Here is a 23,469-nt window from a genome sequence, read left to right as displayed (position 1 = left end):
TTGTGCTCGCGAATGCAACGCATAGGAGGGATTCATGATCCGCAAGCACGCATCGGCCCATTGGGAAGGCACCATCAAGGGCGGCAAAGGCACGATTTCGACCGAGAGTGGCGCGCTGAAGGCGCAGCCCTACGGCTTCAATACCCGGTTCGAGGGTGAGCCCGGATCGAACCCGGAAGAGCTGATCGGCGCGGCTCATGCGTCCTGTTTCTCGATGGCGCTGTCGCTTCAGCTCGAAGAGGCGGGCGTCTCGGACGTGGTGATCGACACCAAGGCGGAAATCTCGCTCGACAAGGAAGGCGACGGTTTCGCGGTTAAGAAATCCGCGCTGACCTCGACCGTGAAGGGAACCGGCGACGAGGAGGCGATCCGCAAGGCCGCCGAGGGCGCGAAAGAAGGCTGCCCAATCTCGAAGCTGTTGAATTGCGAGATCACGCTCGACCTGACGGTCAACTGATCCGGTCCTCAGCGGTCAAAGCAAAAGGGCGCCCGGTGAGGCGCCCTTTTTCGTGGTTCGGCGGACGTGCTCAGCGCTTGAAGAGGTGCTTCTGCGCGTCACGGCTCGAATTGTCGTTGCGCTTTTCGGCGGCCAGAGCGCGGCCCGCCTTGACGGCGGGGCGCTCGCCTAACTCATCGAGCCAGCGTTTGAGGTTCGGCTTGTCGTCGAGCGTTTGCTCCTGCCCTTCCCAGAGCGAGGCCCAACCCCAGGACGCCATATCCGCGATCGAGTAAAAATCGCCCGCGAGGTAGCGGTTCTCCGCCAGACGACGATCCATCACGCCATAGAGCCGTCCCGTCTCGGCGCGGTAACGGTCCTTGGCATAGGGTAGGTCCTGCGAGGGTTCGAGCTTGGGTGCATATTTCAGGAAGTGGTGCGCCTGACCGGCCATCGGGCCCAGCCCGCCGACCTGCCAAAACAGCCATTCGTCGACCGCGATCCGGTCGCGCTCGGTCTCGCCATAGAATTGGCCGGTCTTGCGGGCGAGATACTGCAGGATCGCGCCGCTCTCGAAGATCGAGACGGGTTCGCCATCCGGGCCGTCGCGGTCGATGATCGCGGGCATCCGGTTGTTGGGCGAGATCTTCAGGAACTCCGGCTCGAATTGCTCCCCCTTGCCGATATCGACCAAGTGGGTCTCGTAGGGCAGGCCCATCTCTTCGAGGGCGATGGAAATCTTCCAGCCGTTCGGCGTGGGCCAAAAATAGAGGTCGATCATGGGGTCTCCGTCGGGTTAGGCGGCAGGGTCCGCTCTACTTTGCCGTGCGCTGGAACGAGGGCAATGCGAAACCCGATGTGCGCGGACGCGCAAACAGCCGCGACCAGCGGGGGTCTTGCGCCTTGGGCAGCGCTTCGGCGAGGAACGGAAGCGGCAGCCGGTCGGGCTGACGCAGCACTTGACGGTAGAGGTCGAACAGCCCCTCGCGCATGTAGCAGGCGAAATGGCAGACGCGTTTTTCGGGCGGGGCGACGGGATAGCCCAGATCGTCGAGCACCTCGATCACCTCGGGCGCGTCGATCTGCAGATCGAGCCAGTTGCGCAAGGGGCGCGTCAGGCCGTTGCCGAGCGAGCGTTCGCGCCCGCGGGCTACACCCCACTCGAAGAGGAAGTCGAAAAGGTCGTTGTCGCGGCTCGTGACGTTGAGCACTTCGCAGGTCCGGCCCGCAGGGCTCGCCATCGCTTCCTCGGCGCGATTTTGAAATTCGGCGGCGGCCAGCAGAACCATCCGAGCTACTTGCCCGGCATGGGCGTGGCGGAGCGCCCGCAGGGCGACCCGCGCGCCCATCGAATGGCCGATGATCCCCACGGGACGCCCGGTCGCGGCATTCAGTGCGCCGATCAGGCGGGCAAGGCGCTGGGCGGCGATCTCGGCCATGTCGTAAATCCGGGTCAACCGTCCCGTCGATTGCCAACTGAACGCGATGCCGAGGCCCTCGCCGGGATTGGTCCCGTCGAAGCCAAGCGCACGCGGCCAGCTGATCGCGGTATGCAGATTGAAGGTCGGCTCCATCGCGAAGATGTGCTCGTAGGGATCGCGGCCCTCGACCCCTGCCGCGTAGCTGTAGCCGTGGATCATCACCACGATCGGGGCGCCCTCCGGCAGGGCGCGCGCCTGAGCGAGGACATCGGCGGGCAGCTCGGAGCTGGCATGGACCTTGAGAAGCGGCATTGGGGCCTCGGGGGAGGGGCGCAGGCGCGGGTTGATGTTTTAAATCGAACGCGGTTTTTCGCCCGAAAGTTCCCTTGCCTTCGCGTGAGCGCGCCGCGGCGGGGCATGGAACGCGACGCGCGCCGGGCCTCCTTTGGTGCGAACGGGACATCGCCGCTATGCGTTGACGCTACGCCCCCTGCGCGGTATCGCAGCCCCAAGTCGCGACAGACCGCCGCAGGAGGCACCGATGACCGAGCGCAAGACCCGCACCAAACTCGTCCATGACGGCATTCGCCGTAGCCAGTATGGCGAGATGGCCGAGGCGATGTTTCTGACGCAGGGCTTTGCCTACCCCTCGGCCGAAGCCGCAGAGGCACGGTTCCTCAAGGCCTCCGACGACGAGTTCATCTATGCCCGTTACGGCAACCCCACGACGCGGATGTTCGAGGACCGGATGGCGTCGATCGAAGGCACCGAGGACGCCTTCGCCTGCGCCTCCGGCATGGCTGCGATCAACGGCGCGCTGACCTGCCTCGTGAAGGCGGGCGATCACATCGTGGCCGCGCGCCAGATGTTCGGATCCTGCCTGCATGTGCTGAAAGTGCTGCAGGGCTTCGGCGTGGATGTGACGCTGGTCGACGGGACCGATCTCGACGCCTGGCGCGCCGCGATGCGTCCCGAGACGAAGATCTGTTTCTTCGAGAGCGTCTCGAACCCCGGCCTCGAAGTGATGGATGTCGCGGGTATCGTGAAGATCGCTCATGAGGGCGGCGCGACGGTGGTGGTCGACAATGTCTTCGCCTCGCCGATCTTCTCGCGCGCGGTGGAGCTTGGCGCAGATGTGATCGTTTATTCCGCGACCAAGCATATCGATGGCGGCGGGCGCGTACTTGGCGGTGTCGTGCTGGGGTCGAAAGAGTATATCCGTGGCCCGCTGGAAACTTACGTCAAACACACCGGCGGCGCCATGAGCCCGTTCCACGCATGGGTTCTGCTGAGCGGGTTGCAGACGCTCGATCTGCGGGTGCGCGCGCAGGCCGCGAACGCCGCTGCGGTGGCGAGCGCCGTGGCCGGCCATGAGAAACTCGCCCGCACAGTCTATCCCGGTCTGATGGACCATCCACAACATGCATTGGCGATGGAGCAGATGGGCTCGGGCGGAACCATGCTCGCGCTCGACCTGAAGGGCGGCAAGGAGGCGGCGTTCCGCTTCCTCAACGCGCTGCAGATCGTGTCTATCTCGAACAACCTCGGCGACGCGAAATCCATCGCGACCCATCCGGCGACGACGACCCACAAGAATCTGTCTGAAGAGGAGCGGGCGGCGATCGCGATTACCCCCGGTCTGATCCGCGTTTCGATGGGGATCGAGGACGGGGGTGACCTGATCGCCGATATCAAGGAGGCGCTCGACGCCGCCTGATCGGGGTGAACCGATTTCCGCGAACCGGCGTATTGTCTTGGACATCAGCCCCAAAACCCCCATATCTGGCGGGACCGGGCATACCGGAGGACAGGATATGAACGTGCAAGGCAGGATCGAGACCCCCGACGATAACGACGCCCGCGCCGCGCTCGAGGTGCTGCGCGCATGGGCCGCGAAGGCCGATCCGGTCGAGGTGGCGCAGCTTGACCCGGCCATCGCGCGGCTCCTGCCGGACCGCGAGCTCTCGAACTACCCCGATCTGAGCCGCGAATATGACGACAGCTTCGAAGCCGACGCGGCTTACAAGGCGACGCTGCCCGACCTGCAGAACGGTCCGTCCTCGCTGATCGTGGGCGCCCATACCCGGATCGAACATGTCGGTATCTCGAACTTCCGGCTGCCGGTGCGGTTTCATACCCGCGACAACGGCGATCTGACGCTGGAGGCGTCGGTCACGGGCACGGTGAGCCTCGAGGCGGAGAAGAAGGGCATCAACATGTCCCGCGTCATGCGCAGCTTCTACGCCCATGCGGAGAAGACCTTCTCCTTCGAAGTGATGGAATCCGCGCTCGACGACTACATGGACGATCTCGAAAGCTTCGACGCGCGCCTGATGATGCGCGTCTCCTTCCCGGTAAAGCGGCCGTCGCTGCGTTCGGGGCTGGAGGGCTGGCAGTATTACGACATCGCGCTGGAGCTGATCGAGACGGCTGGTGTGCGCACCAAGGTTATTCACCTCGATTACGTTTATTCCTCCACGTGTCCGTGCTCGCTGGAGCTGTCAGAGCATGCTCGTGCCAGCCGCGGCCAGCTGGCCACGCCGCATTCGCAGCGTTCCGTCGCGCGGATTTCGGCGGTGGTCGAGCCCGGCAACGTTCTCTGGTTCGAGGACATGATCGATCTCGCCCGTGCCGCTGTGCCGACCGAGACGCAGGTGATGGTCAAGCGTGAGGACGAACAGGCTTTCGCCGAATTGAACGCAGCCAACCCGATTTTCGTCGAGGATGCTGTGCGCGCCTTCGCCGAGCGCCTTCTGGCCGAACCGCGCGTCGGTGACTTCCGCATCGTGGCCAGCCATCAGGAAAGCCTGCACAGCCATGACGCCGTGGCCATGCTGACCGAGGGCGAGACCTTCGCATCGGCCAGCGTCGATCCGAAGCTCTTCGCCACGCTGATCCATCAGGGCTGAAGACGGGTAGGGACGCTGCCCCAAGGGCCAGGGCGCATCGCTATTGGCGCAGGGGGGCGCTGTCCCCGCCCTTCGGGCTCCCGGTGAATATTTTCGCAAGAGCAAAGCCGGGCGCAGAGGCGCACGTTAGGCGAACAGATGCTGAACATGCCCCTTTCCCTCAGGGGGCCGAACCGCTAGATTGCCTCCCATGAATTGGGCTGATGACGACGATCCGTATGAAGGGGCTGCGAGCCTGTCGCAACGTGCCATGGCGGGCGCCATGCAAGCGCGCGCGGCGCCGTATCTCGATAAACTGAACCCCCAACAGCGGCAGGCCGTCGAGACGCTCGACGGGCCGGTGTTGATGCTGGCAGGCGCGGGCACGGGCAAGACCTCGGCGCTGACCGCGCGGATCGCGCATCTGATCCACACCGGCCGGGCACGCCCGAACGAGGTCTTGGCGGTGACCTTCACCAACAAGGCCGCGCGCGAGATGAAAGAGCGTGTGGGGCGCCACCTGGGCGGTGCGATCGAGGGGATGCCGTGGCTCGGCACCTTTCACTCGGTCTGCGTGAAGCTGTTGCGCCGCCATGCCGAGCTGGTGGGGCTGAAGTCGAATTTCACCATTCTCGACACGGACGACCAGATCCGGCTGCTCAAGCAGCTGATCGTCGCCGCGAATATGGACGAGAAACGCTGGCCGGCACGGCAACTGGCGGGGCTGATCGACGGCTGGAAGAACAAGGCGCTTACGCCCGAGAAGGTCTCGGGCCGCGAGACCGCGGCCTTCGACAATCGCGGATCCGAGCTTTACGCCGCCTACCAGGCACGGTTGAAGACGCTCAACGCGGTCGATTTCGGCGATCTGCTGCTGCACATGGTCACGATCTTCCAGACCCAGCCGGACGTATTGGCGCAATATCAACGCTGGTTCCGTTACATCCTCGTGGACGAGTATCAGGACACCAACGTCGCGCAATACCTGTGGCTGCGGCTTCTGGCGCAGGGGCATAAGAACATCTGCTGCGTGGGCGATGACGACCAGTCGATCTATGGCTGGCGCGGCGCCGAGGTCGGCAACATCCTGAAGTTCGAGAAGGATTTCCCGGGCGCGGCGGTGATCCGGCTGGAGCAGAATTACCGCTCGACCGAACATATCCTCTCCGCCGCGTCCGGGTTGATCACGGCCAATGAGGGCCGTCTGGGCAAGGAGCTCTGGACCGAAGCCGAGGGCGGCGAAAAGGTGCGCCTGATCGGCCATTGGGACGGCGAGGAAGAGGCGCGCTGGATCGGCGAGGAGGTTGAGGCGATTCAGCGCGGCACCCGTGGCAATCCGCCGATCAGTCTGAATTCGCAGGCGATTCTCGTGCGCGCCTCGCATCAGATGCGGGCCTTCGAGGACCGCTTCCTGACCATCGGTTTGCCCTATCGCGTCATCGGCGGCCCGCGCTTCTACGAGCGGCTCGAAATTCGCGACGCGATGGCCTATTTCCGCCTCGTGACCTCGCCCGATGATGATCTGGCTTTCGAGCGGATCATCAACACGCCCAAGCGCGGCCTTGGCGACAAGGCGCAGCAGCGCATTCAGGTGGCTGCGCGCGAGAACGGACTGAGCCTGCTGGACGGCGCGCGGATGCTGGTGGCCGAGGGTGCGCTTTCGGGCAAGGCGGCCGGGCAGCTGCGGCTCTTCGTCGAGAATGTCGCGCGCTGGCACGAGGAGGTTGTGCAGGCCTCGCCTGCGACCGCCGTGACACGGGCCGAGGATGACGAGCTGCTGATCGAGCCCGCCGAGGATGGTGTGGCGCCCGCAAATGACCTCAGCCATGTGCGTCTGGCCGAACGGATCCTCGAGGAATCCGGCTATGTCGAGATGTGGCAGAACGACAAGACGCCGGAAGCACCGGGGCGGCTCGAGAACCTCAAGGAACTCGTCAAGGCGTTGGAGCAGTTCGACAATCTGCAGGGCTTCCTCGAACACGTCGCGCTGATCATGGACAATGACAAGGCCGAGACCGAGGAGAAGGTCTCGATCATGACGCTGCACGCGGCCAAGGGGCTGGAATTCCCCGTGGTCTTCCTGCCGGGTTGGGAGGACGGGCTGTTCCCGTCGCAGCGCTCGATGGACGAGAGCGGATTGAAGGGCCTCGAGGAAGAGCGCCGTCTGGCCTATGTCGGCATCACCCGCGCCGAGGAGCTGTGCACGATTTCCTTCGCTGGAAACCGGCGGGTCTACGGCCAATGGCAAAGCCAGATGCCCTCGCGCTTCATCGACGAACTACCGCCCGCCCATATCGACGTGCTGACCCCTCCGGGTCTCTATGGCGGCGGCATGAACGGGGGCGGCTTTGGTGGCTCCAGCGCGATGGAAGACCGCGTCTCGCGCGCCGATGTCTACAACTCGCCCGGCTGGCGGCGGCTGCAAAATGCGCAATCGCGCGGGGTCAGCCAGCCGCGCGAGGCCCGCCACATGGTGATCGACGCCAAGGGCGAGAGCGATTACGAGATCGGCGACCGGGTCTTCCACAAGAAATTCGGCTATGGCGAGGTAATGGGCTCGGAAGGCGACAAGCTCGTCGTCGAATTCGACAAGGCGGGCGAGAAACGTCTGCTGTCGAGCTTTGTCGTGCCCGCCGCAGATGCCGACGACGTGCCGTTTTAACCCCTCGCCGTGGCGCAAATATCCCGAGGGGGCAGCGCCCCCTCGCGCTTAGGCCTTAGCTCACCAGACCCGGCACCGGCAGCCCCGCCGATTGCCAGAGCAGCACGAAGTTCAGCCCCAGCACCATGAGCGCGCCCAGAACAGCGAGCCAGAGAAGCGGCCCGCGCAGGGCGAACTTGCCCATGAGGTCGCTCCGCCGCGCGAAGATCAGGAGTGCCACCATGGGGACGGGCAGGGCGATCGACAGGACGACCTGGCTCATCACCAGGGCGTCGGTGGTGTTTACCCCGAGCCATACCACGACGAAGGCAGGTGCCATCGTGATGACCCGGCGCAGCCAGACCGGGATGCGCCGGCGGATGAAGCCCTGCATGATCATCTGCCCCGCCATCGTACCGACGACCGAAGAGGATACTCCTGAGGCGATCAACGAGGTCAGGAAGGCGGCGGCGGCGAAACCGCCCAAGAGCGGCGTCAGCGTATGATAGGCGCTCTCGATCTCGGCCACTTCGGAATGGCCGCTATGGAAGGCCGAGGCCGCCATGATCACCATCGCCATGTTGACCATCCCCGCAATCGCGAGCGCGATGATCACCTCAAGGTTGGAGAATTTCACTAGCCGTGCCTTCTGCACCGGGTCGGGGGTCAGCGCGCGGTTCTGCGTCAGACCGGAATGCAGGAAGATCGCATGCGGCATAACGGTCGCGCCGATGATGCCCACCGCGATCGTGAGCGCTTTGGCGTCGGGCATCGCGGGTGTGATCAACCCTTGCACGGCCCCGGACCAGTCGACCGGCGCTACGAACATCTCCGCGAGGTAGCACGCCCCGATCAGCGCCACGAGCGCGCCGATCACGATCTCCATCGGGCGGAAGCCGCCGCGCTCGAACAGCAAGATCGCATAGGTGACGACGGCGGTGACGCCCATTCCCCAGATCAGCGGCCAGCCGAACAGGAGCGAAAGCCCCAAGGCGCCGCCCAGAAACTCCGCCAGATCGGTGGCCATCGCCGCAATCTCCGAGACGATCCACATCGCGATCGTCACGGGTTTCGAGAAATTCTCGCGCGACAGTTCCGCGAGGTTCTTGCCGGTCACGATGCCGACGCGCGCCGAGATCGCCTGAAACAGCATCGCGATCAGGTTCGCGCCGAGAACGACCCACAAAAGCGCATAGCCGTAGCCCGCGCCCGCTTGGATGTTCGTCGCGTAGTTGCCCGGGTCCATATAGGCGACCGAGGCGATCACCGCCGGCCCGAAGAACAACAGAAACCCGCCGCGCCGGTTGCCCGACAGCACCGCTTCCATGGCCGTGCGGGTGCGGCTGGTCATGTTTTCCTTGCGGATAAGTTCGGTCATGGGGCTCCTCGTGGATACTTCTTCGGCGAAATGTAGCCGTGGCTACAAGATTCGCAAGTGGCTAATTTTCGTTGACAGCTCGACGCGCCTCGCGCGAAGCTTTGCTTGGCATATCGGGCGCGACAGGTTATCCGGTCCGCTCTGGAAATGGCGCCCGACTGGCCCCGACAGGCACTGAGACCGAGACCGTCAAGGCAGGCGAATGACTGACACCGATCCCTCCCAGATCAAGGGGTTCAACCGGGCCCGAGAGCGTGCGGCGCGCGCGCTGCTGGAAGACTATGTCGAGATGATCGCCGATCTGACGGCGGAATTCGGCGAGGCCCGTATCACCGAGATCGCCGCACGACTCGGGGTGGCCCATCCGACCGCGACCAAGGCGGTCGCGCGACTCAAGCGCGAAGGGCTCGCAGTGTCGCGGCCCTATCGCGGGGTGTTCCTGACGGAGGCGGGGGAGGCGCTGGCCGCCCAGGTGCGCGAACGCCATCGCACCGTTGTGGCCCTATTGCGCGCCGTGGGCGTGCCGGAAGAGGTCGCGGAGCTCGATGCCGAAGGGATCGAGCATCATGTCTCGTCCCGTACGCTGGAGGCGTTCGAGGCTTTCCTCGCTTCAAAGGCTGGCAAATAGCGCCGAGAGCCGCTCGGCCTCGCCGACGAGCCCCCAGGGCGGGTTCACGATGAACATCCCAGAGCCGATCATGCCGTGGCCTTCGCGGGCAGGCGGGAAACGTACCTCGTGGCTCAGCGCTTCGGGGAAATCGCGGCGCAGGGTGCGGACCATCGCCTCCTGTGCGCCCGAAGCCAGCATCGGATACCAAAGCGCGATGATGCCGACGTTCCATTTCTTCGCGATATGACCGATCAGCTTTGGCATCGCCGTGTAATCGGCTTTCTCCTCGAAGCTCGGATCGATCAGCATCATCCCGCGGCGCGGGGTGGGGGGCGTCAGCGCGAGCGCCATCTCGCGCCCGTCTGCCTTGTGCAGGACCGCCCCGCTGCGTCGTGTTGCGCTTCGCAGGGCGGAAAACTCCTGCGGGTGCAGTTCACATAGTTGAATCGTGTCCATCGGGCGCAACAGCGCCTCTGCCACCAAAGGCGAGCCCGGATAGGCCTGCGCCCCGTGTTGCGCCCGCACCGCTGCCAGCGCGCGCATGTAGGGATGATCGGGGGCGAACCAGCCCAAGCCTTCCACCCGGGCGATCCCGGCGGCGGCCTCGCCCGTCTTCGCCGCTTCCGCCCCGTCAAGCGCGTAAAGCCCGCGCCCGGCATGGGTTTCGAGGTAGCTCAGCGGCTTGTCCTTGCGCGTGAGGTAATCGAGCGCAGACGCAAGCAGCGCATGCTTGTGCACATCGGCCAGATTTCCGGCGTGATAGGCGTGTTGGTAAGACAGCATCGGTTCGGTCTCCTTGGGCCCTTCCTGCCGGTCAGCGCGCGCGAGGGCAATGCTCTTCTTCTCGGGAGACGTATCCCGGGGGTGCGCGAGGAGTGCGGGGCGGAGCCTCTCCGAAGGTTCATCTGGCAGGGGGATAAAAGAAAACGACGGCGCCCAGGGAGGAGGAGGGGCGCCGCCGTCTCTTTTCTGCCGTCAGGTCTCAGGGAGGAGGAGAGAGACCCTTCGGCACTGTCGACACCGCTTCAGGGAGGAGGAGGAAGCGGCGTCACACCCTCGGGTCCAGGGAGGAGGAGAGGACCCTCGGTATCTGGTTGGCGGCACCCTCAGGGAGGAGGAGGAGGGCGCCGCCGAAACGATTGGCCCAGGGAGGAGGAGAGGGCCTTTCGTATCAAATTGGACCTGCCGGTCCGGATATCAAGTGCTGCACTGCAGCATGCGACAGCCTGTCGCATATTTCCGCCGATGATAGGCGGCGACCTCAGGGAGGAGGAGAGAGGTCGCCGCCTGCTCGGCGCGGATCCCTCAGGGAGGAGGAGGAGAGATCCGGGCAGCTTTGGTCCGGCATCGCGGCGTCTCGCCGCTTGGGGCCGGTATGTCTTGGTGTGGCGGCGCTCTCAGGGAGGAGGAGAGAGAGCGCCGCCCAAGTTCCGAGCCCCAGGGAGGAGGAGAGGGGCTCAGGAAGAGAATTACTTGCCGTATGCGGCCTCATAGGCCACGCGGGTGATCATCGAGCTGTGCAGCCCGAGGTCGTTCAGTTCGCGGCTGCTGAGCGAGCGAAGCTCGTTGAGCGTCTGGCGATACACCTTGCGGCGGGCCAGGGCTTCGAACAGTTTCGATTTCATTGCGGCGAAGCCGCTGTCGTTCAGTTGGATGTCTTGTGCGAGTGCCATCGTATCAGCCTCATCTATCTACTTGCGCGGGTCGCTGCTGGTTCCAGCTTGTCGACCCATTTCGTTACTTCGTGTTCCGTCGTCGTTGGAGCAAAGATGGCGCTAATGCTGCGGTTGCACAATGCCGGGAAGCCTCAATGCCGCCATGCAGAAAATGCATGAATGATTCTGACCTATTTTCGGGAGAGAGGCGCAAGATATTTGCGCTCCCCTCGCGGGGCATGGGGGATTCCTGACCGTATGGGCAGTTCTCGACTTGAACTGCGCGGCAAAAACGCCACAGTTCCGGCCAAATAGCGAGTATGCGGGCGGATAATGGACCTGGGAATGGAGGAATCTGCATGGCTCTGAGCAAGGAAACGGTTCTTGCGACGTTGCAAACGGTGGAAGTGCCGGGCGGCGGGACCGCTGTCAGCCGCGATCTCGTGCGCGCGCTCGCGGTGCAAGACGGCGTGGTGCGCTTCGTGCTCGAAGGCGCGCCGCAACCCGAACTGGAGGCGATGCGCCCCACGCTGGAAGCGGCGATCAAGGCGCTCCCAGAGGTGACGAGCGTGACGGTCGTCGTGCCTTCGGGCCCTCCGCGCGGCCTCGGCGGCACGGCGCAACAGTCGCAACAGCGTGGTCCCGCGATCGGAGGGCATCCCAAGCCCCAGCAGGGCCCGCAAAAGGTGCCGGGTGTGAAGAAGATCATCGCCGTGGGTTCGGGCAAGGGGGGCGTGGGCAAATCTACCGTCGCCTCTAACCTCGCCGTGGCGCTGACGCGCGCGGGCAAGCGGGTTGGGCTGCTGGATGCCGACATCTATGGTCCCTCGCTGCCGCGCATGATGGGGGCGAGCAAGCGGCCGGCCTCGCCGGATGGCCAGACGATCCTGCCGTTGCAGGCGCATGGCGTCACGCTGATGTCGGTCGGCCTCATGCTGAAAGAGAGTGAAGCGGTGATCTGGCGCGGCCCGATGCTGATGGGTGCGATGCAGCAGATGCTGTTCCAGGTGAAATGGGACGAATACGGCCCGCTCGACGTGCTTTTGATCGATCTGCCGCCGGGGACGGGGGATGTGCAGCTCACGCTGTGTCAGAAAACCGAGCTGGACGGGGCGATCATCGTCTCGACCCCGCAGGACGTGGCACTCCTCGATGCGAAGAAGGCGATCGACATGTTCCAGCGGCTGAAGACGCCGATCCATGGGCTGGTCGAGAATATGTCCTCTTACGTCTGTCCGAATTGTGGCCACGAGGCGCATCTCTTTGGTCATGGCGGCGTCGCAGCGGAGGCGAAATCGCTGGGGTTGCCGTTCCTCGGTGCGCTGCCCGTTGACCTGGACGTGCGGCTCGCGGGTGACGCGGGCACCCCGGTCGCCGCGAGCGAGGGGCCGGCAGCCGAAGGCTACGCCACTCTTGCGCGTGGGCTGATCGACCGCGATCTGATCTGATCTGGCGGCGAAGGTTGCTCTGGGAAAGGCGTCCTCAACGGACGCCTTTTTCATGTTCGCGGGAAGGTCATGGGAAATCATGGCACCTTCCATGGAACTTCACGAGGGCGTAGAGAGCGCGTGAGCCGGGATTCGCAGAGATTCTTGGTGGAATCACGGCGTATTCACATCGGCTCGCGCAAAATCACGCCGCGGTGAGCGCGGAAAATGGTGCCTCAGGTGGCTCCAATTGCGGCTTAAAAATCACAGGTTCCATCTTGATTGAAATTTTTTGGGATTTCGTGGGAAAGCTTGGTCTGCGTTCGCAGCTACCAGATATGGTAAATTTTTTCTTCATGATGCCTAGGGGTATGCGATAAGGCGCGCAGGGCCTTGGGGCGGGGTGCTGCTGCGGACAAGATCTACCCAATCTTCGGCAAATTTTTTCTTGCGTGCCATGAATTCCCGTGGCATCCCTAATTCATCGGAAGCGAATGCAAATAGAGGCACCAAGACCTCACGGCGAAAAGCAGGTTTCATACAGGCCATCGCTTCACGAAAACAAAGAGATCCGGCGCGCGAGCGAGCAGACATCCCATCCCCCCAGGTGGCGCGTGCAGTCGGACATACCCAGTGATGGGAACGAGGGCGGCGGATTGGGCAGTGGCAGCAGCCCAATCCGCCGTTTTCATTCCGGGCCCGGCCCGGCGGGACAGGTGATAGGAGCGCGCTTTGGCGGGCATGTTCATAGGCGAATACACCTTCAAGGTGGACAGTAAGGGTCGCGTGTCGATCCCCGCGCTGTTTCGTCGTGAGCTCGAAGAGGGTGACCCCGAGCGCCCGAACAAAGATCGCCCCCGAATGGTCATCGTCTACGGTGCCGATACTCAGAAAATGCTTCAGATCTACACGCAGGCCGCTTTCGAGGCGCTGGCTGCCGATATCGCGGCGCTGCCGCGCGGCTCGAAGCAGCGCACGATCCTCCAGCGGATGGTTCTGTCCAAATCGCATCCGACCGAAGTCGATCCCGACGGCCGCCTCGTTCTCCCGGCGGCCTTGCGTACGAAGATCGGTCTCGACAAGGAGGCCTATTTCTCCGGCGTGGGCGAGACCTTCGAAATCTGGAACCCCGAGACCTTCGCCGCTGCCGATGAAGCCAATATCGATCAGTGGATCGAAGAGCAGGGCGAAGATTTCGACCCTCTCAGCCTTTTGTCGCAGGGGTGAGCCATGACGGATCGGGACGCCCTGCCAGACGCCCCCCACGTCCCGGTTTTGCTGCGGCCGCTCCTTCGGGCGGTCGCGCCTGTCTCTGGGACCTGGCTTGACGGAACCTTCGGCGCGGGCGGCTATGCGCGCGGTTTGCTTGAGGCGGGTGCCGACAAGGTGATCGGCGTGGATCGCGATCCGGCGGTTTTCGAGATGGCCGAGGCGTGGCGCGGCGAATACGGCGACCGGCTGGAGTTGGTCGAAGGCACGTTCTCCGAACTCGATACCTATTCCGACGAATTGCTCGACGGGGTGGTGCTGGATCTCGGCGTCTCCTCGATGCAACTCGATCAGGCCGATCGTGGCTTTTCCTTCATGCGCGACGGGCCGCTCGACATGCGGATGTCGCAGGAAGGGCCGTCGGCTGCCGATCTGGTCAACGAGACGGATGAGGGCGAACTCGCTGATATCCTTTATCAATATGGCGAGGAGCGCGCCTCGCGCCGGATCGCCAAGGCCATCGTCGAGGCGCGCAAGGTTCAGCCATTCGAGACCACGCAACAGCTCGTCAAGGTGATCGAGCGCTGCCTGCCGCGCCCGAAACCGGGGCAAAGCCATCCCGCAACGCGCAGCTTTCAGGGCCTGCGCATCGCGGTGAACGACGAATTCGGCCAGTTGATCGAGGGGCTGGAGGCCGCGGAACGTGCGCTGAAACCCGGCGGGCTGCTGGCGGTGGTCAGCTTCCACTCGCTCGAAGACCGGGTTGTGAAGCGCTTCTTCGCTGCGCGCTCGTCGACGGGCGGGGGCGGTTCGCGCCACGCGCCGGTTCAGCAAACCCTTGATCCCGCGTTTGAAATTACCGTGAAAGGCGACGGGCCCGACGAAGAGGAACTGGCGGAAAACCCGCGTGCACGCTCGGCTCGGTTGCGGGTGGGGCGGCGCACGGATGCGCCCGCCGGCAAGGCCGATCGCACGCAACTGGGGCTTCCGAAGCTTGTCACCGGGGAAAAGAAGGGGAAACGCCGTTGAGACTGCTTGCCTATCTTGCCGCCTCTGCCTGTGTGCTCGCGCTCGCCTTCTGGGCCTATCACGTCAATTACGACACCCAGGACCGGATCGACGAGCTGCGCGACCTCAATCGGGAAATCGCCTCGCTGAACGAGGGCCTGACCGTGCTCAACGCCGAATGGGCTTATCTCAATCGCCCGCAGCGCCTGCGCGAACTGGTCAATCTCAACTTCACCTCGTTGCATCTTCTGCCGATGACGCCAGAGCAATTCGGAACCGTCGCCCAGATTGCCTACCCGACACCGCAGGCCGATGATACTGGCGCGTCCGGCACCGATCTGGCCGGCCTTTCCGATCCTGTCGAGGTCAAGGCCGATCCTGAGGGAGGGAACTGATGCGCACGCCCCTTCGCCCGCTCGCCCGTATCCTCGATGCCCGCGAAAAAGGTGAGAACCCCGACGCGATCGAACGCGAGAACCGCCGTCTGCGCGGCGAGGCCACCCGTGACAAGGCGCGTCAGAGCGCCGAAGGCCGTCTGCTGGTCATGTCGGTGATCTTCCTCGCGGCCTTCCTGACGGTGGGACTGCGCATGGGTTCCTTCGCCGCCGCGCGCCCCGAAGAGCCGCAGACCGATTCCACGACCGAGCAGATTCACGCCCAACGCGCCGATATCGTCGACCGCAAGGGCAGGGTGCTCGCGACGAACCTGCTGACCCACTCGCTCTACGCGCAGCCGCCGATGATGATCGACCCGCTGGGCACGGTGGACAAGCTGGTGAAGATTTTCCCCGATCTCGACCGCGACCGACTGAAGAAGGACTTCACCGGCCATCGCAAGTTCGTCTGGATCAAGCGCCGCATCAGCCCGGAGCAGATGCAGGCTGTTCACGATATCGGCGATCCCGGCCTTCTGTTCGGCCCGCGGGAGATGCGGCTTTATCCCAACGGCCATCTCGCCTCGCATATTCTTGGCGGCGCGCGCTACGGCACAGAAGGCGTGAACTCCGCCGAGATTCTCGGCGTGGCAGGGATCGAGAAGGAATATGACAGCTGGCTGCGCGATCCGGCCAATGGCGGGCAGCCGCTCAAGCTCTCGCTCGATCTGACCGTGCAATCGGCGCTAGAGGATGTGCTGTCGGGTGGCATGAAGCTGATGAACGCCAAGGGCGCGACCGCGGTACTGATGAAGGTCCACACCGGCGAGATCGTCGCGATGGCGAGCCTGCCCGATTTCGACCCGAACGACCGCCCCGCGCCGCTTCTGAAGGGCGACCCCTCCGACAGCCCGCTGTTCAACCGCGCGGTTCAGGGGATGTACGAGCTCGGCTCCACCTTCAAGATTTTCGCGGTGTCGCAGGCGATGCAGGATGGTCTGGTCACGCCCGAGACGATGATCGACACTAAGGGCCCACTGCGCTGGGGCAAGTTCCGAATCCACGATTTCCACAATTACGGCAAGCAGTTGTCGGTCACGGACGTGATCGTGCACAGCTCGAATATCGGCACCGCGCGGATCGTCCAGAAGATCGGCCCCGAGAAGCAGCGCGAGTTCCTCGGCAAGCTGGGCCTTCTGGAGCCTTCGCCGGTGGAACTGATCGAGGCGCCGACGGGCCGTCCGATCCTGCCGAAGAACTGGTCGGAGCTGTCCGCGATGACAATCGGCTACGGGCACGGTCTCTCCGACAGCCCGCTGCAGCTTGCGACGGCCTATGCGACGATCGCCAATGACGGGCGGCGCGTGCTGCCGACGCTGATCGCCAATGGCGGCCCGCGCAAGCCGCACAAGCAGGAATTCGGCGCCCCGGAAGGCGCGCAGGTCGTGTCCCCGGAGGTCGCCCATAAGGCGCTCGCGATGATGCGCGCCGTTGTGACGCGCGGCACCGCAAGCTACGGCAATGTCGAGGGCTATCAGGTCGCGGGGAAGACCGGCACCGCCGACAAGCCCGATCCGCAGGGCGGCTATTACGACAAGAAGGTGATCTCGACCTTCGCGGGCGTCTTCCCGGTGACCAATCCCGAATATGTGCTGGTTCTGACGCTGGACGAGCCGACGGATACCTCCGGCGACACTCCGCGCCGTACCGCAGGCTGGACCGCCGTACCGGTTGCGGCCGAGACGATCCGCCGTGTCGCGCCGCTTCTGGGTCTGCGCCCCGAACCGACGACACCCAACACGCTCGACGGCATCAGTCTGGTCAAGAAAGACTGACGTTTTCGGGGTCGGAAGGCGGGTGTCACGCCACGTGCATGAACCCGCGCATAGAGACAGGGGGCAGGGCCTGTCGCCTTGACCTCGCAGACGTGTCGCCGGATAAGTGCGGCGAGCTGAATAAAGGACGGATACGATGGCTGCGGGCACCAAAATGCTGAGCGAATTGGGGCTGACGCCGCTGCAGGGCGCAGACTGCGCGATCTCGGGACTGTCGGTCGACAGTCGGCAGGTCAAACCGGGCCATCTTTTTGCCGCGCTGCCGGGCACGCAGATCCACGGGGCCGAGTTCATTCCTTACGCATTGCGCATGGGCGCAGCCGCGGTGCTGACCGATCGCGCGGGCGAGCAAACCGCGCGCGAGGCGCTTGCGGGCACCGATACGGCCATTGTCGTCACGCAAGATCCGCGTCAGGCGCTCGCTTTCGCGGCAGCGCTGTGGTTCGAGCGCCAGCCCGAGACGATGATCGCGGTGACCGGCACCAACGGCAAGACTTCTGTCGCGACCTTTACCCGCCAGATCTGGCAGTTGCTGGGATTCGAGGCCGCGAATATCGGCACGACAGGCGTTGAGGGCAGCTATGCCGCACCTTCGCCGCATACGACGCCCGAGCCGATCACCCTGCATCGCTTGCTCTCGGATATGGCTGCCGTCGGCGTGACCCATGCCGCGATGGAGGCCTCGTCGCACGGGCTCGCGCAGCGTCGGTTGGATGGTGTGACGCTCTCGGCGGCCGCTTTCACCAACTTCTCGCAAGATCACCTCGATTACCACGCGAGCTTCGAGGAGTATTTCGCGGCCAAAGCTGGGCTCTTCACCCGGGTCCTGCCCGAAGACGGAGCGGCGGTGATCAATCTCGACGATCCCAAGGGGGAGGAACTCGCGCGCTATATCACTGCGCGCGGTCAGGAGCTGATCGGGATCGGCCATACCGAACGCTGCGAGATGCAGATTCTCGGGCAGCGGTTCGATGCAACCGGTCAGGATGTGCGCTTCGCCTGGGAAGGCTGGACCCAGATGACTCGCCTGCCGCTGATCGGCGGGTTCCAGGCGATGAATGTGCTTACCGGCGCGGCGCTCGCCATCGCGTGCGGCGCCGACCCCGAGGAGGTCTTCGCGACACTGCCGAAGCTATCCACCGTGCGCGGGCGGATGCAACTGGCTGCCACCCGCGACAACGGCGCGACGGTCTTCGTCGATTACGCCCACACGCCGGATGCGGTGCAGACCGCGCTGAAGGCGCTGCGCCCGCATGTGATGGGCCGCCTGATCGCCATCGTCGGCGCAGGCGGGGATCGGGACGCGACGAAGCGCCCGCTGATGGGCAAGGCCGCCGCCGAGAATGCCGACATTGTCATCGTGACCGACGACAATCCGCGCTCGGAAGATCCCGCAACGATCCGCGCTGCAGTGCTGGAAGGCGCGCCAAAGGCGCTCGAAGTGGGCGACCGGGCCGAGGCGATCCTGCGCGGCGTCGATCTGCTGCAGCCCGGCGATGCGCTGCTGGTAATGGGCAAGGGCCATGAGAGCGGACAGATCATCGGCTCGGACACCTACCCGTTCGACGACGCCGAGCAGGCCTCGGTCGCTGTTGCCGCGCTGGACGGGAAAATCTGATGGCCGTTCTCTGGACCTCGAGCGACGCGGCTGCCGCCACCGATGGTGAGGCCACGCAGGCTTTCGCCGCGACCGGAATTTCAATCGACACCCGGACCATACATCCGGGCGATCTTTTCGTCGCGCTCAAAGATGTGCGAGACGGCCATGACTTCGTGCGACAGGCGCTCGACAAAGGCGCGGCGGCTGCGATGGTCAGTCGCATTCCCGAGGGCTGCTCGAAAGACGACCCGCTGCTGATCGTGGATGACGTCCTCGCGGGCCTAGAAGCATTGGCGCGGGCGGGGCGCGCAAGGGCGCGGGCCCGTGTGCTCGCCGTCACCGGCTCGGTCGGCAAGACGTCGAGCAAAGAGATGCTGCGCGCTGTCCTCTCCGCTCAAGGCAAGGTTCACGCGGCCGAGGCGAGCTTCAACAATCACTGGGGTGTCCCGATCACGCTGGCGCGCCTGCCGCAGGATGCCGATTTCGCCGTGATCGAGATCGGGATGAGCAATCCGGGCGAGATCGCGCCGCTGGCGAAACTGGCGCAGCCCCATGCCGCGATGATAACGACCGTCGCGCCCGCGCATCTCGCGGCCTTCGAGAGTATCGAAGGTATCGCGCATGAGAAGGCGTCGATCTTCCAGGGCCTCGTCGAGGGCGGCACCGCGATCGTGCCGACCGGGCTGGAGACCTCCGACATCCTGCGCGAGGCCGCCCAGCAGGCAGGAACAATGGTCACCTTCGGCCCCGAGCCGGGCTCGGACTACCGTCTTGTCGAGGCCCGCATCTCGGGCGACGCAACCGTCGTTCAGGCGGACCACCATGGCACGTCGATCCTGTTCAAGGTGATGACCCCGGGGCGGCATTTCGCGGCCAACGCGCTCGGCGTGCTGGCCTTGGCCGAAGCCGCGGGTTGCGATCCGACCATTGCCGCGATGGATCTGGGCAACTGGCAGCCCCCCGCCGGGCGCGGTCAGCGCGAGCGGGTCTATATGGATGTGGTGGACGAGGCCGAGAGCTTCGACCTCTTCGACGACGCGTTCAACGCGAACCCCGCCTCGATGGCCGCAGCGCTCGAAGTTCTGGCAGGCGCCAAGCCACGCGACGGTGTTGGGCGCACCGCGAAAGGGCGCCGCATCGCGATCCTTGGCGACATGCTGGAGCTGGGCGAGGACGAAACGGCGCTGCACGCGGCCATCGCCGATCACCCGGCCATGGCGAAGGTCGACCTCGTGCATCTCGCGGGACCGCGCATGGCGGCGCTTCGCGAAGCCCTGCCGCGCACCAAGCGGGGAGAATGGTATGAAACGGCGGACAAGCTGGCAGAGCGCGCCCGCCACCTGATCGACCCCGGCGACGTGGTGCTGGTCAAAGGCTCGAAGGGCTCCAAGGTGAGCCTCGTCGTGAGCGTATTGAGAAAACTCGGCCAGCCCGGAGCGGCCGAGGCCCATAAGGGAAAAGACTAATGTTGTATTGGCTGACCGACTTCTCCGATGGCGGGGGCGTCTTCAACCTGTTCCGCTACATCACCTTCCGTGCAGGGGCGGCGTTCTTCACGGCGCTGCTGGTGGGGTTCATTTTCGGACCCTGGCTGATCGGGATCCTGCGCCGCACTCAGGGCAAGGGGCAGCCGATCCGCGATGACGGGCCCGAGGGGCATATCTCCAAGGCCGGGACGCCCACGATGGGCGGTATCCTGATCCTCACCGCGTTGTTGGTGTCGACGCTCCTCTGGGCGCGGCTCGACAACGGATATATCTGGGTCGTGCTGATGGTGACCTACGGCTACGCCGCAATCGGCTTCGCCGACGATTACGCCAAGGTTTCCAAGCAGAACACCAAAGGGGTCAGCAGCAAGGCGCGGCTCGCGCTCGGCTTCCTGCTCGCGCTTCTGGCGTCGCTCCTGACGTGGTATCTGCACCCGTCCGATCTGGAAGGGCGGCTGTCGATCCCGTTCTTCAAGGATCTGGTGCTGAACCTAGGCTATTTCTACATCCCCTTCGCGATGATCGTGATCGTGGGCGCGGCCAATGCGGTGAACCTGACCGACGGGCTCGACGGGCTCGCGATCATGCCGGTGATGATCGCCGCGGGTACGCTGGGCGCGATCGCCTATGTCGTGGGCCGCACCGACTTCACCGATTATCTCGGCGTGCAATTCGTGCCCGGCACCGGGGAACTGGTGATCTTCACCGCGGCGCTGATGGGGGGCGGTCTGGGCTTTCTGTGGTACAACGCGCCGCCGGCGGCGGTCTTCATGGGCGACACCGGCAGCCTCGCGCTTGGCGGCGCGATCGGCGCGATCGCGGTCTGCACCCAGCACGAGATCGTCCTCGGCATCGTCGGCGGGCTCTTCGTGGTCGAGGCGCTCTCGGTGATCATCCAGGTCGCCTATTTCAAACGCACCGGCAAACGGGTCTTCCTGATGGCCCCGATCCACCACCATTTCGAAAAGAAGGGGTGGTCGGAGCCGCAGATCGTCATCCGTTTCTGGATCATCTCGCTGATCCTCGCGCTGATCGGTCTGGCGACACTGAAGATCCGCTGACCCGCACATCTTTTTCTCCGATCGCGCCCCGCGCGCGATCTCTTCCGGCGCGCTTTGGTTCCTCGAGGCGCGCCGTGGTTTTTCTCAAAATTATTTGAGCGAACCAGAGCGAAATTCGTTGGTTGTCTCCCCGAACCGCGACGCGAGATGTCGCAAAAGTTTTTTAGCGAGGAGACCCCGATGACCCGCAAGTTCAACATCATCCTTTCGACGACCGCTCTTGCCGCTACGCTCTCGCTCGGCGCCGTTGCCACCCACGCAAATGGCGTGACCCAGGGCAGCAACGCGGAGAACGGCCAGTACGGTCTCGTCGATTACAAGATGCAGGTCGTTCCGAACGATCAGACCTCCACTGGCAACCCGCCCGCCGTGAACGTCACCACGGGGAGCGACGTCAACAACACCGCCGGTGTCGCCGGCAAGAAGGTCGGCGCCGCGACGGCCGAGCAAACTGCGAGCGGCCAAACCTCGAACGGTGGTGAATCGATCCCGGCGCAGAACCAGCTGAAAAAGGATGCCGGCATCGTCGGTAACGAGGTTCAGGCAGGCGTGGACGACGCCGTCGTGTCTTCGGACGGTGCTGCGGTCGGTACGATCACGAAGGTCATGAACATGGGCAAGACCGACCAGGTCTATGTCCGCACCGATGACACGCTCGACACGGCTGTCTCGATGTTCAAGATCACCGTTCCGGCGTCGGAAGTCGGCTCGGGCAAACTGACCCTCAACGCGAGCCTGTCGGATATCCTGACGGAGCTCGAAAAGCAGCAAGACCAGAAGTCGTAATCTAACGACCGGACCAAGAAGACCCTTTTCGGCGCGCACGGTTCCTCCCCCTCCGTGCGCGCCGTTTTTGCGTGTCTTGCCCTCTCCGCGCCGTGTTCCCCCTTTCCCCTTCGTATCGGTTCAAATATCCCGGAGGTGCGGGGGCAGGCCCCTGCGGCGCTGAGCGCGACAGGTCTGAAGGGCGGGGCATTCCCGCGAGGCGACAGGAGACTTCCATGATCCCGGTGCAGGGCTTTGACGGACAGAAGGTGGCGGTGCTCGGGCTCGGGCGTTCGGGTCTGGCGACGGCGGCGGCGCTGCGCGCAGGCGGGGCCGAGCCGATCTGTTGGGATGACAGCCCCGAAGGCCGCGCGCGCGCCGAGGATGCAGGCTATAGCTGCCGCGACCTGACCCGCCACGGCGCTTTCGAGGGTGTCGCGGCGCTGATCGTCTCGCCAGGCATCCCGCATCTCTATCCCAAGCCGAACCAAGTGATCTCTGCGGCGATGGAGGCGGGCGTGCCCGTCGACAACGATGTCGGTCTGTTCTTCGCCTCATGGGCCACCGACGATTTCATGCGCTACGATCAGGCACCGCGCACGATCTGCGTCACCGGCTCGAACGGGAAATCCACGACGACGGCGCTGATCCACCACATTCTGGAAGAGGCCGGGCGCCCGACCCAGATGGCGGGCAATATCGGGCGCGGCGTGCTCGATCTGGAACCGGCCGAAAATGGCGAGGTCGTGGTGCTGGAGCTGTCCTCCTATCAGACCGATCTGGCGCGGGCTCTGACGCCCGACATCGCGGTCTTTACCAATCTCTCTCCCGACCACCTCGACCGCCACGCCGGCATGGGCGGCTATTTCGCGGCCAAGCGTCGTCTTTTCGCCGAAGGCGGCCCGGATCGCGCGGTGATCGGCGTAGACGAGCCCGAAGGCATCTATCTTGCCAATCAGATCATGATGGGCCGCAACGATGACCGCCTGATCCGCGTCTCCGCGTCGCGCAAGCTGGGCGACTGGGGCTGGTCGGTCTTCGCCCGCAAGGGGTTCCTCAGCGAATGGCGCAAGGGCAAGCAGGTAGCATCGATCGATCTGCGCGAGGTGACCGGGCTGCCTGGCGCGCATAACCACCAGAACGCCTGCGCCGCCTATGCCGCCGTGCGCGCGCTCGGGATTTCGCCGCGCGTCATCGAAGAGGCGTTTCATTCCTTCGCCGGACTGCCGCATCGCAGCCAGACCGTCGCCGAAAAGGGCGGCGTGCGCTGGGTCAATGACTCCAAGGCGACCAATACCGACAGCGCCGCGAAGGCGCTCGAGGCCTTCCCGAATATCCGCTGGATCGCGGGCGGTCTGGGCAAGGAGGGCGGGGTGGCCTCGCTCTCCGAACATCTCGGTGCAGTGAAAAAAGCCTATTTCATCGGCCACTCCGCGCGCGATTTCGCGCTGGAACTGGCGGTCGAGCATGAGATTTGCGAGACGATGGAAGCCGCCGTCGCCGCCTGCGCCCGCGATGCCGAGGCGGGCGACACGGTCCTGCTGGCGCCCGCCGCGGCGAGCTTCGACCAATATCCGAATTTCGAGAAACGCGGCGATCATTTCGCGCAGCTCGTGGACGCATTGCCCGGCTGAGGTCGACCTTCGCAGAGCGGACCGTCCGCCCATCTCGTGA

20 protein-coding genes are annotated in these 23,469 nt (G+C 64.6%); 15 read left to right on the top strand and 5 right to left on the bottom strand.

Annotation, left to right across the window (positions count from 1 at the left end; genetic code table 11):
* The first annotated feature begins 34 nt into the window (after positions 1-34).
* Positions 35-457: an OsmC family protein gene (locus B6V76_RS05435; RefSeq protein WP_088726853.1), complete on the top strand. Its 423-nt coding sequence runs from the start codon at positions 35-37 to the stop codon at positions 455-457.
* 70 nt (positions 458-527) lie between these two features.
* On the opposite strand, the gene B6V76_RS05430 is transcribed toward B6V76_RS05435, so the two are convergent.
* Together B6V76_RS05430 and B6V76_RS05425 are read right to left on the bottom strand one after the other, a co-directional pair.
* Complete coding sequence (locus tag B6V76_RS05430; RefSeq protein WP_088726852.1) at positions 528-1,217, bottom strand: glutathione S-transferase N-terminal domain-containing protein; 690 nt, start codon at positions 1,215-1,217, stop codon at positions 528-530.
* A gap of 34 nt (positions 1,218-1,251) precedes the next feature.
* The gene (locus B6V76_RS05425; RefSeq protein ID WP_088726851.1) at positions 1,252-2,169 is read right to left on the bottom strand and encodes an alpha/beta fold hydrolase; all 918 of its coding nucleotides are present in this window, start codon (positions 2,167-2,169) and stop codon (positions 1,252-1,254) included.
* 229 nt (positions 2,170-2,398) lie between these two features.
* Here B6V76_RS05425 and metZ point away from each other — a divergent pair, with 229 nt between their 5' ends.
* The 3 genes from metZ to B6V76_RS05410 all read left to right on the top strand — a co-directional run bounded on the left by metZ (position 2,399) and on the right by B6V76_RS05410 (position 7,407).
* A complete protein-coding gene (metZ, locus tag B6V76_RS05420; protein ID WP_088726850.1) occupies positions 2,399-3,574 on the top strand; it encodes an O-succinylhomoserine sulfhydrylase in 1,176 nt (391 codons plus the stop codon).
* A gap of 97 nt (positions 3,575-3,671) precedes the next feature.
* A complete protein-coding gene (gene folE2 / locus B6V76_RS05415) occupies positions 3,672-4,766 on the top strand; it encodes a GTP cyclohydrolase FolE2 (protein ID WP_075774422.1) in 1,095 nt (364 codons plus the stop codon).
* A 190-nt stretch (positions 4,767-4,956) separates the two neighbouring features.
* On the top strand, positions 4,957-7,407 hold the full coding sequence (locus B6V76_RS05410) for a UvrD-helicase domain-containing protein (protein WP_088721812.1): 2,451 nt from the start codon (positions 4,957-4,959) through the stop codon (positions 7,405-7,407).
* Between the two features lie 55 nt (positions 7,408-7,462).
* Here the strand turns inward: B6V76_RS05410 and B6V76_RS05405 are convergent, their stop codons facing one another.
* Positions 7,463-8,764, bottom strand: a complete 1,302-nt coding sequence (locus B6V76_RS05405) for an Nramp family divalent metal transporter (protein WP_075774424.1) — start codon at positions 8,762-8,764, stop codon at positions 7,463-7,465.
* A gap of 202 nt (positions 8,765-8,966) precedes the next feature.
* Here B6V76_RS05405 and mntR point away from each other — a divergent pair, with 202 nt between their 5' ends.
* A complete protein-coding gene (mntR, locus tag B6V76_RS05400) occupies positions 8,967-9,392 on the top strand; it encodes a manganese-binding transcriptional regulator MntR (protein WP_088726849.1) in 426 nt (141 codons plus the stop codon).
* Here mntR and rlmJ read toward each other — a convergent pair.
* Both rlmJ and B6V76_RS05390 read right to left on the bottom strand, forming a co-directional pair.
* Positions 9,375-10,157, bottom strand: a complete 783-nt coding sequence (rlmJ, locus tag B6V76_RS05395; protein ID WP_088726848.1) for a 23S rRNA (adenine(2030)-N(6))-methyltransferase RlmJ — start codon at positions 10,155-10,157, stop codon at positions 9,375-9,377. The genes mntR and rlmJ overlap by 18 nt on opposite strands.
* A 686-nt stretch (positions 10,158-10,843) precedes the next feature.
* Complete coding sequence (locus tag B6V76_RS05390; protein ID WP_075774427.1) at positions 10,844-11,047, bottom strand: DUF1127 domain-containing protein; 204 nt, start codon at positions 11,045-11,047, stop codon at positions 10,844-10,846.
* A gap of 341 nt (positions 11,048-11,388) precedes the next feature.
* On the opposite strand from B6V76_RS05390, the gene B6V76_RS05385 reads away from it, so the two are divergent.
* From B6V76_RS05385 to murD, 10 genes are all read left to right on the top strand, one after another.
* On the top strand, positions 11,389-12,477 hold the full coding sequence (locus B6V76_RS05385; RefSeq protein ID WP_088718933.1) for an Mrp/NBP35 family ATP-binding protein: 1,089 nt from the start codon (positions 11,389-11,391) through the stop codon (positions 12,475-12,477).
* A 720-nt stretch (positions 12,478-13,197) separates the two neighbouring features.
* Positions 13,198-13,683: a division/cell wall cluster transcriptional repressor MraZ gene (mraZ, locus tag B6V76_RS05380; RefSeq protein ID WP_078520010.1), complete on the top strand. Its 486-nt coding sequence runs from the start codon at positions 13,198-13,200 to the stop codon at positions 13,681-13,683.
* A gap of 3 nt (positions 13,684-13,686) precedes the next feature.
* Positions 13,687-14,694, top strand: coding sequence for a 16S rRNA (cytosine(1402)-N(4))-methyltransferase RsmH (rsmH, locus tag B6V76_RS05375; protein ID WP_075774429.1), 1,008 nt, complete (start codon positions 13,687-13,689; stop codon positions 14,692-14,694).
* Positions 14,691-15,068 carry a cell division protein FtsL gene (locus tag B6V76_RS05370; RefSeq protein WP_075774430.1) on the top strand — a complete coding sequence of 126 codons (378 nt, stop codon included), beginning with the start codon at positions 14,691-14,693 and terminating at the stop codon, positions 15,066-15,068. Before rsmH ends, B6V76_RS05370 begins: the two co-directional genes overlap by 4 nt.
* Positions 15,068-16,882, top strand: coding sequence for a penicillin-binding protein 2 (locus B6V76_RS05365; RefSeq protein WP_240497801.1), 1,815 nt, complete (start codon positions 15,068-15,070; stop codon positions 16,880-16,882). The genes B6V76_RS05370 and B6V76_RS05365 overlap by 1 nt, the downstream gene beginning before the upstream one ends.
* A gap of 136 nt (positions 16,883-17,018) precedes the next feature.
* A complete protein-coding gene (locus tag B6V76_RS05360) occupies positions 17,019-18,500 on the top strand; it encodes a UDP-N-acetylmuramoyl-L-alanyl-D-glutamate--2,6-diaminopimelate ligase (protein ID WP_075774432.1) in 1,482 nt (493 codons plus the stop codon).
* Positions 18,500-19,948: a UDP-N-acetylmuramoyl-tripeptide--D-alanyl-D-alanine ligase gene (gene murF, locus B6V76_RS05355; protein WP_088726846.1), complete on the top strand. Its 1,449-nt coding sequence runs from the start codon at positions 18,500-18,502 to the stop codon at positions 19,946-19,948. The genes B6V76_RS05360 and murF overlap by 1 nt, the downstream gene beginning before the upstream one ends.
* A complete protein-coding gene (mraY, locus tag B6V76_RS05350; protein WP_075774434.1) occupies positions 19,948-21,030 on the top strand; it encodes a phospho-N-acetylmuramoyl-pentapeptide-transferase in 1,083 nt (360 codons plus the stop codon). Before murF ends, mraY begins: the two co-directional genes overlap by 1 nt.
* 180 nt (positions 21,031-21,210) lie before the next feature.
* Positions 21,211-21,816: a hypothetical protein gene (locus B6V76_RS05345; RefSeq protein ID WP_088726845.1), complete on the top strand. Its 606-nt coding sequence runs from the start codon at positions 21,211-21,213 to the stop codon at positions 21,814-21,816.
* A gap of 215 nt (positions 21,817-22,031) precedes the next feature.
* Positions 22,032-23,429, top strand: a complete 1,398-nt coding sequence (gene murD, locus B6V76_RS05340; RefSeq protein WP_088726844.1) for a UDP-N-acetylmuramoyl-L-alanine--D-glutamate ligase — start codon at positions 22,032-22,034, stop codon at positions 23,427-23,429.
* Positions 23,430-23,469 lie beyond the last annotated feature (40 nt).

It is taken from the genome of Thioclava sp. IC9 (assembly GCF_002213225.1).
Classification (GTDB): Bacteria; Pseudomonadota; Alphaproteobacteria; order Rhodobacterales; family Rhodobacteraceae; genus Thioclava; species Thioclava nitratireducens.
This window is presented reverse-complemented; position numbering and strand designations above follow the sequence as displayed.

What these genes read in the sequence shown, in the direction of transcription:
- metZ (WP_088726850.1), top strand. Translation starts at nt 2,399, where the DNA reads ATGACCGAGCGCAAGACCCGCACCAAACTCGTCCATGACGGCATTCGC.
- murF (WP_088726846.1), top strand. Translation starts at nt 18,500, where the DNA reads ATGGCCGTTCTCTGGACCTCGAGCGACGCGGCTGCCGCCACCGATGGT.
- B6V76_RS05435 (WP_088726853.1), top strand. Translation starts at nt 35, where the DNA reads ATGATCCGCAAGCACGCATCGGCCCATTGGGAAGGCACCATCAAGGGC.
- folE2 (WP_075774422.1), top strand. Translation starts at nt 3,672, where the DNA reads ATGAACGTGCAAGGCAGGATCGAGACCCCCGACGATAACGACGCCCGC.
- murD (WP_088726844.1), top strand. Translation starts at nt 22,032, where the DNA reads ATGATCCCGGTGCAGGGCTTTGACGGACAGAAGGTGGCGGTGCTCGGG.
- B6V76_RS05360 (WP_075774432.1), top strand. Translation starts at nt 17,019, where the DNA reads ATGGCTGCGGGCACCAAAATGCTGAGCGAATTGGGGCTGACGCCGCTG.
- B6V76_RS05425 (WP_088726851.1), bottom strand. Translation starts at nt 2,169, where the DNA reads ATGCCGCTTCTCAAGGTCCATGCCAGCTCCGAGCTGCCCGCCGATGTC.
- mraY (WP_075774434.1), top strand. Translation starts at nt 19,948, where the DNA reads ATGTTGTATTGGCTGACCGACTTCTCCGATGGCGGGGGCGTCTTCAAC.
- B6V76_RS05430 (WP_088726852.1), bottom strand. Translation starts at nt 1,217, where the DNA reads ATGATCGACCTCTATTTTTGGCCCACGCCGAACGGCTGGAAGATTTCC.
- rlmJ (WP_088726848.1), bottom strand. Translation starts at nt 10,157, where the DNA reads ATGCTGTCTTACCAACACGCCTATCACGCCGGAAATCTGGCCGATGTG.
- B6V76_RS05365 (WP_240497801.1), top strand. Translation starts at nt 15,068, where the DNA reads ATGCGCACGCCCCTTCGCCCGCTCGCCCGTATCCTCGATGCCCGCGAA.
- B6V76_RS05410 (WP_088721812.1), top strand. Translation starts at nt 4,957, where the DNA reads ATGAATTGGGCTGATGACGACGATCCGTATGAAGGGGCTGCGAGCCTG.
- B6V76_RS05390 (WP_075774427.1), bottom strand. Translation starts at nt 11,047, where the DNA reads ATGGCACTCGCACAAGACATCCAACTGAACGACAGCGGCTTCGCCGCA.
- B6V76_RS05385 (WP_088718933.1), top strand. Translation starts at nt 11,389, where the DNA reads ATGGCTCTGAGCAAGGAAACGGTTCTTGCGACGTTGCAAACGGTGGAA.
- B6V76_RS05345 (WP_088726845.1), top strand. Translation starts at nt 21,211, where the DNA reads ATGACCCGCAAGTTCAACATCATCCTTTCGACGACCGCTCTTGCCGCT.
- mraZ (WP_078520010.1), top strand. Translation starts at nt 13,198, where the DNA reads ATGTTCATAGGCGAATACACCTTCAAGGTGGACAGTAAGGGTCGCGTG.
- rsmH (WP_075774429.1), top strand. Translation starts at nt 13,687, where the DNA reads ATGACGGATCGGGACGCCCTGCCAGACGCCCCCCACGTCCCGGTTTTG.
- mntR (WP_088726849.1), top strand. Translation starts at nt 8,967, where the DNA reads ATGACTGACACCGATCCCTCCCAGATCAAGGGGTTCAACCGGGCCCGA.
- B6V76_RS05405 (WP_075774424.1), bottom strand. Translation starts at nt 8,764, where the DNA reads ATGACCGAACTTATCCGCAAGGAAAACATGACCAGCCGCACCCGCACG.